Source organism: Streptomyces africanus, from assembly GCF_002150735.1.
GTDB lineage: Bacteria > Actinomycetota > Actinomycetes > Streptomycetales > Streptomycetaceae > Streptomyces > Streptomyces africanus.
In genome coordinates this window covers 1-8,168 of record NZ_MUKA01000487.1, presented here as the reverse complement: position 1 = coordinate 8,168, position 8,168 = coordinate 1, and the positions used below count along the sequence as shown (strand labels likewise).

8 protein-coding genes and 1 pseudogene are annotated in these 8,168 nt (G+C 72.1%); 7 read left to right on the top strand and 2 right to left on the bottom strand.

Features of this window, described 5'->3' with window-relative positions; translation table 11 throughout:
• Window positions 1-472: pseudogene (locus CCL05_RS40495) on the bottom strand (bifunctional DNA primase/polymerase); the annotation flags it as partial.
• A gap of 327 nt (window positions 473-799) precedes the next feature.
• On the opposite strand from CCL05_RS40495, the gene CCL05_RS40490 reads away from it, so the two are divergent.
• From CCL05_RS40490 to CCL05_RS40460, 6 genes are all read left to right on the top strand, one after another.
• Window positions 800-1,126 (top strand): hypothetical protein, encoded by a 327-nt coding sequence (locus CCL05_RS40490; protein WP_086565579.1) that lies wholly within the window; start codon window positions 800-802, stop codon window positions 1,124-1,126.
• Window positions 1,127-1,284: 158 nt separating this feature from the next.
• Complete coding sequence (locus tag CCL05_RS40485; RefSeq protein WP_086565578.1) at window positions 1,285-2,217, top strand: bifunctional MaoC family dehydratase N-terminal/OB-fold nucleic acid binding domain-containing protein; 933 nt, start codon at window positions 1,285-1,287, stop codon at window positions 2,215-2,217.
• Window positions 2,214-2,597 (top strand): MaoC family dehydratase, encoded by a 384-nt coding sequence (locus CCL05_RS40480; protein ID WP_086565577.1) that lies wholly within the window; start codon window positions 2,214-2,216, stop codon window positions 2,595-2,597. Before CCL05_RS40485 ends, CCL05_RS40480 begins: the two co-directional genes overlap by 4 nt.
• On the top strand, window positions 2,594-3,766 hold the full coding sequence (locus tag CCL05_RS40475; RefSeq protein ID WP_086565576.1) for a lipid-transfer protein: 1,173 nt from the start codon (window positions 2,594-2,596) through the stop codon (window positions 3,764-3,766). The genes CCL05_RS40480 and CCL05_RS40475 overlap by 4 nt, the downstream gene beginning before the upstream one ends.
• A gap of 133 nt (window positions 3,767-3,899) precedes the next feature.
• Window positions 3,900-4,460, top strand: coding sequence for a SigE family RNA polymerase sigma factor (locus CCL05_RS40465; protein ID WP_086565575.1), 561 nt, complete (start codon window positions 3,900-3,902; stop codon window positions 4,458-4,460).
• Window positions 4,461-4,617: 157 nt separating this feature from the next.
• Window positions 4,618-6,261, top strand: coding sequence for a long-chain fatty acid--CoA ligase (locus CCL05_RS40460; RefSeq protein WP_086565580.1), 1,644 nt, complete (start codon window positions 4,618-4,620; stop codon window positions 6,259-6,261).
• Window positions 6,262-6,295: 34 nt separating this feature from the next.
• Here the strand turns inward: CCL05_RS40460 and CCL05_RS40455 are convergent, their stop codons facing one another.
• The gene (locus CCL05_RS40455; protein ID WP_086565574.1) at window positions 6,296-7,501 is read right to left on the bottom strand and encodes an MFS transporter; all 1,206 of its coding nucleotides are present in this window, start codon (window positions 7,499-7,501) and stop codon (window positions 6,296-6,298) included.
• A gap of 129 nt (window positions 7,502-7,630) precedes the next feature.
• Here CCL05_RS40455 and CCL05_RS40450 point away from each other — a divergent pair.
• The coding region (locus tag CCL05_RS40450; protein WP_107400583.1) for a TetR/AcrR family transcriptional regulator at window positions 7,631-8,168 on the top strand (538 nt) is incomplete at its 3' end.

Genomic DNA, 8,168 nt, shown 5'->3' with positions numbered 1-8,168 from the left:
CCTCTGGCTGAGCGGCCCGCCGAGTTGGGGACGACCACGTCGGCGGGCCGCTCAGCCAGAGGTGGCGGCCGCCGGACGGGGTCACGACGACCACGGTCGGCGGGATGGTGAACAGGTGCCGTAGTGCCAGCTCGCGCAGGGCGGCCGAGGCGTCGGTGCCGGTCTTCACGTCCAGGTCGATGCCGATCAGATGGTGCGGGGGCAGGCCGCAGGCGATGCCGTACCCGGTCGCCCAGGGCGCCGCGGCGAACAGTTCGCGGATGCGGGCGGGGTCGCTGGAGGCGTCGTAGACCCCGTGGCCGAGCAGGCCGCACTCGCCGTGGCAGGGGGAGGGAACGGGGTCGTCGCGGTGCGGGGAGCGCAGCGCCGGGAGCTTGGTGCGGGACAGGGGGATGACGGCCAGTCCGCGTTCGGCGGCTGACAGGGCGTGTGCGAGGGCCAGCGTCGTGGCCTGCCGGTCGGTGGTGGCCATACTCCTAGTTTCGTACGTACGTTCGAAAAAGGAAAGGGGGAACGGGTGCGACGCGCCGGGGCGGAGAGACGGACGGGACAACGCGGGAACACCTCGGCCGTTGCGGCACCTGGGTTCGAACGCGCCCTCTGCTCCCGTCCGGGACGGAAGTGACGCAAAGGGGTTTATCGACTTCTCGTCATGCTTGCGTGCGAATGGTGGGTTCCGGTGTGGTTCGCCGGGATTCGGTGGGCAACTCTGGACTCGCGACGTCGCGTACCGCACCGGGGCGGTCGGCCGACTTCCCTGGTGGCAGCAGCACTTCTGAAGTCCTGGAGGGACCACACCATGGCACGTATCCGTACCGGCCGCGTCATCGCCGCCGTCTTCGCCCTTCCGCTCGCGGCCGCCCTCTTCGCAGGGGTCGCGACGGCGGACAACGGCTCCATCGCGGACAACGGATCGAGCGCGTCCGCCACCGAGGCCGAGCAGGGCCTCCTCGGCAGCGGCGTCGGCGGCGACAACTTCGGCAACGCGGCCACCACCCAGCAGCATGCCGTCGGCGAGGGCGCCTCGAACCAGAGCAACACCGCCCAGGTCAACGGTACGGAGCCCACGGTCGTCAACCAGGGCAACGCCAACACCGCCGTCACCTTCTCGCCGCTGTGGTGGTGAGCTGAGCGGGCCGGTGCACCGGCATCGGCCCGCCTCCTGTGGGTGTGCTTCGTGGGGTGACACGCGCCTGTGCGGCGGTACTTCGGTACCGCCGCACAGGCGTTTCGGCGGCTGTGAGGTCTTGACGGGACCATGGATCTGACGGACAGTCAGAAACCGTGAGCGGTGACCGGGCGATCCACGAGGAGAACGCGGGGTTCGAGGCGCGCCTGAAGGCCTACGAGGGCCGCCCGGCCGCCGCCACCGGGACCGGCCGGGACCCCGTCAACCAGCCGATGATCAGGCACTGGTGCGAGGCCATGGGCGACACCAACCCGGCGTACACGGGCCCGGACGCCATCGCTCCCCCCGCCATGCTCCAGGCGTGGACCATGGCCGGCCTCTCCCGCCGCTCCGCACGCACGGCGGCCTACGACGAACTCCTCGGCCTGCTCGACGCGTCGGGCCACGACGCGGTCGTCGCCACCGACTGCGAGCAGGAGTACCTCCGCCCCCTGCGCCCCGGGGACGAGATCACCTTCGACTCGGTGATCGAGGCGGTGTCGGAGCGCAAGACCACGAAACTCGGACCGGGCTACTTCGTCACCACCCGCACGGACATCAGGGCGGGCGGCGAACTCGCCGGCACCCACCGCTTCCGCATCCTCAAGTACGCCCCCGCCCGCCGGCCGAAAGCCTCGAACGCCCCTGAAGAGCGCCGCCCCCGCCCCGTCGTCAACCGCGACAACGCCGGCTTCTGGGAGGGCGTGGCCCGCCACGAGCTGCTGATCCAGCGCTGCACCGGCTGCGGCACCCTGCGTTTCCCCTGGCTGCCGGGCTGCAACAGCTGCGGCTCGCCGGAGTGGGACACCGTCGAGGCGAGCGGCGAGGGCACGGTCTACTCGTACGTCGTCATGCACCACCCGCCCTTCCCGGCCTTCGCGCCTCCCTACGCGGTCGGGCTGATCGAGCTCGCGGAGGGCGTGCGGATCGTCAGCGACGTGGTGGGGGTGCCGTACGACGAGGTGCGGATCGGCATGCCGGTGCGGCTGGAATTCCGGCGGTACGACGACGAGCTGGTGCTGCCCGTCTTCCAGGGGGTGGCGCCGTGAACGCCGGCGACCGCATCCCGCCGCTGGAGATCCCGGTCACCCGGACGCTGATCGTCGCCGGGGCGATCGCCTCGCGGGACTACCAGGACGTGCACCACGACCCGGAGCGGGCCCGGCAGAAGGGCTCCCCCGACATCTTCATGAACATCCTGACGACCAACGGCCTGGTCGGGCGGTACATCACCGACCACTTCGGGCCCCGGGCCGAGCTGCGCCGGGTGGCGATCCGGCTCGGCGCGCCCAACCACCCCGGGGACACGATGGTGCTGACGGGCACGGTCGAGCAGGTCGACGGTGACACGGCGACCGTCCGGGTCGTCGGCGCGAACGGCATCGGCACCCACGTCACCGGCACCGTGACCGTGAGGATTCCGGCATGAGCCTCAGAGGGCGGGACGGGCTCGGCGGGCGCGCGGCCATCGCCGGCATCGGGGCCACCGAGTTCTCCAAGGACTCGGGCCGCAGCGAACTGCGCCTGGCCGTCGAGGCGGTGCGCGCGGCCCTCGCGGACGCGGGGCTGACACCCGCCGACGTGGACGGGATGGTCACCTTCACCATGGACACCAGCCCCGAGATCACCGTCGCCCAGGCGGCCGGCATCGGCGAGCTCTCCTTCTTCTCCCGCGTCCACTACGGCGGCGGCGCGGCCTGCGCCACCGTCCAGCAGGCGGCCCTGGCGGTCGCCTCGGGCGTGGCGGACGTGGTCGTCTGCTACCGGGCGTTCAACGAGCGCTCGGGCCGCCGCTTCGGCTCCGGGGTGCGCCACCGGGAGCCGTCGGCGGAGGGCGCGGCGCTCGGCTGGACGCTCCCGTTCGGCCTGCTCACCCCGGCGTCCTGGGTGGCGATGGCGGCCCAACGGTACCTGCACACCCACGGGCTGACCCCGGAGGCCTTCGGGCACGTGGCCGTGGCCGGCCGCAGGTACGCGGCGACCAATCCGGCGGCCTACTTCCACGGCCGGCCCATCACCCTGGCCGAGCACGCCGCGTCCCGCTGGATCGTCGAGCCGCTGCGGCTGCTGGACTGCTGCCAGGAGACGGACGGCGGCCAGGCGCTCGTCGTCACCTCCGTCGAGCGGGCCCGCGATCTGCCGCACCCGCCCGCCGTGATCGCGGCGGGCGCGCAGGGCGCCGGACGCGCGCAGGAGCAGATGACCAGCTTCTACCGCGACGACCTGACCGGCCTGCCCGAGACGGCGGTGGTGGCCCGGCAGCTGTGGCGGACCTCGGGGTTCGCGCCGGCCGACATCGACGTGGCGATCCTCTACGACCACTTCACGCCGTTCGTCCTGATGCAGCTGGAGGAGTTCGGCTTCTGCGGCCCCGGCGAGGCACCGGACTTCGTGGCGGAGGAACGTCTGCCGCTCAACACGCACGGCGGGCAGTTGGGGGAGGCGTACCTGCACGGGATGAACGGGGTGGCGGAGGCCGTGCGGCAGATCAGGGGGACGGCGGTGAACCGGATCCCGGGTGCGGAGCGGGTCCTGGTGACGGCGGGGACGGGCGTGCCCACGTCGGGACTCGTACTGACCGCCGATCCTCAGGGTTGAACCCGCAGTACCCCGGTACCTCCGCTCCACCTACAGGAGGTGCGGCAAACCCCACCCCTACAACCTGAGGGGGACCCCGCTTCGGGACCTGCGGCCGATCCGCCGACGGTGGCCCCGCTCATAGCGTTGAGCCATGACCACACTCGTCTGCACCAGCGCGTCGAAGGCCGCTGCACCAGCGGCGCAGACCCCGACGTACCCGTCGTTCTCGTCGTATGTCAGGGCCCGCCAGCCGGTGCTGCTGCGTACCGCCCGCTCGCTCACCGGCAACCCGAGCGACGCGGAGGACCTGTTGCAGACCGCGCTCGCCAAGACGTACGTCGCCTGGGAGCGTATCGAGGACCACCGCGCCCTCGACGGCTATGTGCGCCGGGCGCTGCTGAACACGCGGACGTCGCAGTGGCGCAAGCGCAAGGTCGACGAGTTCGCCTGCGAGGAGCTGCCCGAGCCGGAGCCGGTGCCCGGCGGTGACGACCCGGCCGAGCAGCAGGCGCTGCGCGACGCGATGTGGCGGGCGATCATGCGACTGCCGGCCCGGCAGCGGGCGATGGTCGTCCTCAGGTACTACGAGGACCTCAGCGAGACCCAGACGGCTCAGGTGCTCGGCGTCTCGGTGGGCACGGTGAAGTCGGCCGTCTCCCGCGCGATCAGCAAGCTCCGTGAGGACGCTGAGCTGGGGCTTGTGCGCCAGTGAGCGGATGTGTCGGTCCCCGCTGAGCGGTTCCGTCGTCAGCCGTGAGGTGATCGATCGCCCGGTCCTAGTGACATACCGCGCGGTATGTGCGCAGAATCAGCGCAGCCCTTACCACCGCGTAGGCAATGTCGCCCGGGAGGACGCCGTGCTGAGCACCATGCAGGACGTACCGCTGCTGATCTCGAGGATCCTGACCCACGGGTCGACGATCCACGGGACGTCGCAGGTGACCACCTGGACCGGTGAGGACGAACCGCACCGCCGCTCCTTCGCCGAGATCGGCGCCCGCGCGGCCCAGCTCGCCCACGCCCTGCGCGAGGACCTCGGCGTCGGTGACGACGACCGGGTCGCCACCCTGATGTGGAACAACGCCGAGCATGTGGAGGCCTACTTCGCGATCCCCTCCATGGGCGCGGTCCTCCACACCCTGAACCTCCGGCTCCCGCCCGAGCAGCTGGCCTGGATCGTCAACCACGCGGCCGACCGCGTGATCATCGCCAACGGTTCGCTGCTCCCGCTGCTCGCCCCGCTGCTCCCGCACCTGAAGACGGTCGAGCACGTGGTCGTCTCCGGCCCCGGGGACCGCTCCCTGCTCGCGGACGCGACCGCGCGAATCCACGAGTACGACGACCTGATCGCCGGGAAGCCCACCGCGTACGACTGGCCCGAGCTGGACGAACGCCAGGCCGCCTCCATGTGCTACACCTCCGGCACCACCGGCGACCCCAAGGGCGTGGTCTACAGCCACCGCTCCATCTATCTGCACTCCATGCAGGTCAACATGGCCCAGTCGATGGGCCTGACCGACCAGGACACCTCGCTGGTCGTGGTGCCGCAGTTCCACGTGAACGCGTGGGGGCTGCCGCACGCGACCTTCATGACCGGCGTGAACCTGCTGATGCCGGACCGCTTCCTCCAGCCGGCCCCGCTCGCCGCGATGATCGAGGGCGAGAAGCCGACCCACGCCGCCGCCGTCCCGACCATCTGGCAGGGCCTGCTCGGCGAGCTGACCGCGCACCCCCGCGACGTCTCCTCCCTCACCCAGGTCACCATCGGCGGCTCGGCCTGTCCGCCGTCGCTGATGGAGGCCTTCGACAAGCTGGGCATGCGGGTCTGCCACGCCTGGGGCATGACGGAGACGTCCCCGCTCGGCACGGTCGCCCGTCCCCCGGCCGCCGTGGTGGGCACGGAGGACGAGTTCGCCTACCGCCTCACCCAGGGCCGCTTCCCGGCCGGTGTCGAGGCCCGGCTGACCGGCCCGGGCGGCGAACGCCTCCCCTGGGACGGCGAGTCGGCCGGCGAGCTGGAGGTGCGCGGCCCGTGGATCGCCGGCGCCTACTACAACGGACCGGGCACCGACCCCCTGCGCCCCGCCGACAAGTTCAGCGAGGACGGCTGGCTCAAGACGGGCGACGTGGGGACGATCTCCCCCGACGGCTACCTCACCCTCACCGACCGGGCCAAGGACGTCATCAAGTCCGGCGGCGAGTGGATCTCGTCGGTGGAGCTGGAGAACGCCCTCATGTCCCACCCGGAGGTGGCCGAGGCGGCCGTCGTCGCCGTCCCCGACGACAAGTGGGGCGAGCGGCCCCTGGCCACGGTCGTCCTCAAGGAGGGCGCCACCGCCACCTTCGAGACCCTGCGCGCCTTCCTCGCCGAGGAGGGCGGCATCGCCAAGTGGCAGCTCCCCGAGCGCTGGACGGTCATCGAGGCGGTGCCGAAGACGAGCGTCGGCAAGTTCGACAAGAAGGTGCTGCGCAGGCAGTACGCGCAGGGGGAGCTGGACATCACCCGGCTCTGAGCCCGCGGTACACCCGGGTGGGCCTGGACCGCCGTCACCGCCGTACGGCGGTCAGCCCCCACCCCAGCACCAGCCACACGCCCGCCACCGCGCACACCCCGCCCCAGCCGGAGTGGCTGAAGGCGAACCCGGCGAGGGCCGAGGCACCGGCGCCGCCCGCGAAACCGGCGACGACATAGGCGGTGTTGGCGGTGGCCGGGGTGGACGTGGCGGTCAGAGCGAGGGTCTGGTTGGCGACGTGGGACGCCACCAGCGCCGCGTGGATCAGCACCGCGGCGGCGAACAGCGCGCCCAGCGTGTGCCCGCCCAGCCAGAACAGCGGCACGGACACGGCGGCGAGCAGATACGCGGACCGCACGACCCGCCCCGCGCCGAACCGGTCCACGAGCCCGCCGGCCAGCGGCGCCACCGCACTCGCCGTCAGCCCGAACAGCCCGAAGAGCCCGGCTGTCGCTGTGGACAGCCCGTACTCCGGCCCGGTCAGCAGCAGGGCGAGCGAGGTCCACAGCGCGCTCCACGCCCCGAACATCCCGGCCTGCCGCACGCAGGCACGCCACAGGTCGGGCGACTGGCGCAGCACCGAGGGCAGCGCGGCGAGCCCGGCGAACAGCGGGCCTTCCCGCCGCCGCTGCGACGGCAGGACGAGGGCGGTCGCGAGCCCCAGGACGAGGGTGAGAGCGGCCGCGCCCGCGAACACCCACCGCCACCCGAAGGCCTGCCCGGCCAGTCCGCCCAGCACCCGGGCGGCGACGATGCCGGCGAACAGGCCCGCGATGACGGCCGCGACATGGCGGCCACGCCGCTCGGCCGGGGCGCGTTCGGCGACCAGCGGGACGAGCAGCTGCGGGATCACGGTCGCGGCCGAGGCGACGAACATGGCGACCGCGAGGGCGGTGACCCCCGGGGCGGCCGCACTGGCGGCCAGCGCGGCGGTGGTGACGAGCGTGAGCCCGCCGACCAGCCGGCGCCGGTTCGCGCTGTCGCCCAGCGGGGCGAAGAACAGCAGGCCGACCGCGTAACCGAGCTGCGCGACCGAGGCGATCCAGGCGACGGCCGAGGGCGCCGAGCCGAAGTCGCGGGCCATGAGCGAGAGCAGCGGAGCGGCGAGGTAGATGTTGGCGGCGGTGACCGCGCTGCACACCGCGATCAGGGTGAGGAAGAGACCGGGGGAGGGCGTGGGTGCCTGCCGCACGGGGGCCGTGCCGGCCCGGGGTGACGTGGTCGTGGTCGCTGACGGCATGGAAGGAGGACTCCTTGGAGTCGGCTCTAACAACTAACTGGTTGGTTGGACAATGAGGCAACAGTCTGGGCCGTCCTGCGATTCCCTGTCAACCAACCCGTTGGTTACTCGGCGCGCTACCCTCTCCCCATGGCAGCAAGGGACCCCGAGGCCACCAAGGCCCGGATCTTCGAGGCGGCGGTCGCCGAGTTCGCCCGGCACGGCATCGCCGGAGCCCGCATCGACCGCATCGCCGCCGAGGCGAAGGCCAACAAGCAGTTGATCTACGCCTACTTCGGCAACAAGGCGGAGCTCTTCGCGATCGTCCTCGAGAAGAAGATGCTCCACCTCGCCGAGGCCGTCCCCGTCGACCCGGACGACATCGGCGGCTGGGTCGACCGCCTCATGGACTACCACGCCGCCCACCCGGAACTGCTGCGCCTGCTCTTCTGGGAGGGCCTGGAGTACGGCAGCGACGAACTGCCCCACGAATCCGACCGCCAGGAGCACTACGCCCGCAAGGTCGCCGCCCTCCGGGACGGCCAGGACCGCGGAGTCGTCACCGACGCCATCCCGGCGGCCGACCTGCTGTTCCTGCTGACGGCCCTGGCCAACTGGACCGTGGTCGTACCGCAGATGCGGCGCATCCTGGTCGGAGGCGAGGAGCCCGACCAGGACCGCCTGCGCA